At 45.2% G+C, this 1172-nt stretch carries 1 protein-coding gene; it reads right to left on the minus strand.

The features are described 5' to 3' along the window. The coding region (locus R7035_RS25615; RefSeq protein ID WP_318146369.1) for a sulfite reductase flavoprotein subunit alpha at positions 1-1172 on the minus strand (1172 nt) is incomplete at both ends.

Here is a 1172-nt window from a genome sequence, read left to right on the forward strand (position 1 = left end):
AATACTTTTACGTCACCGCCTTCTTCTAGACGTTGAGCTAAGAAGCTCGATGCGCCACCGTAACGTTTTTCATCATTGTGGTCATATTCAACCAACCCGACGGTAAGGTGCACTTCTTCATCCACTTCGGCTTGGCTAGAAGCAATAGAGTAAAGACGAGGCGTCAAACGGCGCAATAAACCAACCAACTCACCCGCGGTCAGTTTGGTTTTCTTCTCTGCGAATACATCAACAATTTGAGTGTTGGCTGAGTACTCACGAAGCTTGTCTTTATCTTCCACCAGCTTTTGTAGTTTCTTGCTGCCAGATAACTCGGCAAACTTAGTCACTAGCTGTGGGTTAGATGTCGTGATCTCGAACTTACTCACTAAAGCACTGTGAATAGATAAGCTTTCGCCATCAACGTCAACTGTTTCAACACCAGACAAACCAACTTTACCTAGAATTTCATTAGCAAGCTCAGAGCTGTTTTCGTACCACACACCCAAAGCATCACCAGGTTGGTATGTCAGACCCGAACCATCTAGATCGATTTCAATATGGCGAACATCTTTACCCGAGTCTCGACCCGTGATCTTTTGGCTGGTGAGTAACGTCGCTGTGTATGGATTTTGTTTGTTGTACTGAGAATGTGAAGCTGCCGCTTGTCCTACAGGAAGTTGAACAATTTCCGCTTCATTGCCAGAAGATAGTGTCTCTTTAACTTTACCTAGCGCATTCTTGCGCCATTCTTCCGCTGCCGCTTCGTAATCAACATCGCAGTCAATACGGTCAATAAAAGACGTCGCGCCCAGTTTTGCTAAATACGTGTCAAAGTCTTTACCAGTTTGGCAGAAGAACTCATAACTAGAGTCACCCAATGCAATCACACCATATTGAAGGTTTGATAGCTTAGGTGCTTTCTTAGATTGTAAGAACTCGTGCAACTCAATGGCATTGTCTGGCGCTTCACCTTCACCGTTGGTAGAAGCAACAATGATGACGTGCGTTTCTTTGGCTAAGTTTTTGCCTTTGTAGTCGCTTGCGTCAAACAGCTCTACTGCAATTCCTTCTGCTTTTGCTTCTTGTTCCAACGCTTCAGCAACACCTTTTGCGTTACCGGTTTGAGAAGCAAAAATGATGGTCAACTTACCGGCAGGCTTTGCTGATACTGCGGCAGCTGCTTGGGCGAT

This window comes from Vibrio sp. 1731 (genome assembly GCF_033339955.1).
Lineage (GTDB): Bacteria > Pseudomonadota > Gammaproteobacteria > Enterobacterales > Vibrionaceae > Vibrio > Vibrio alginolyticus.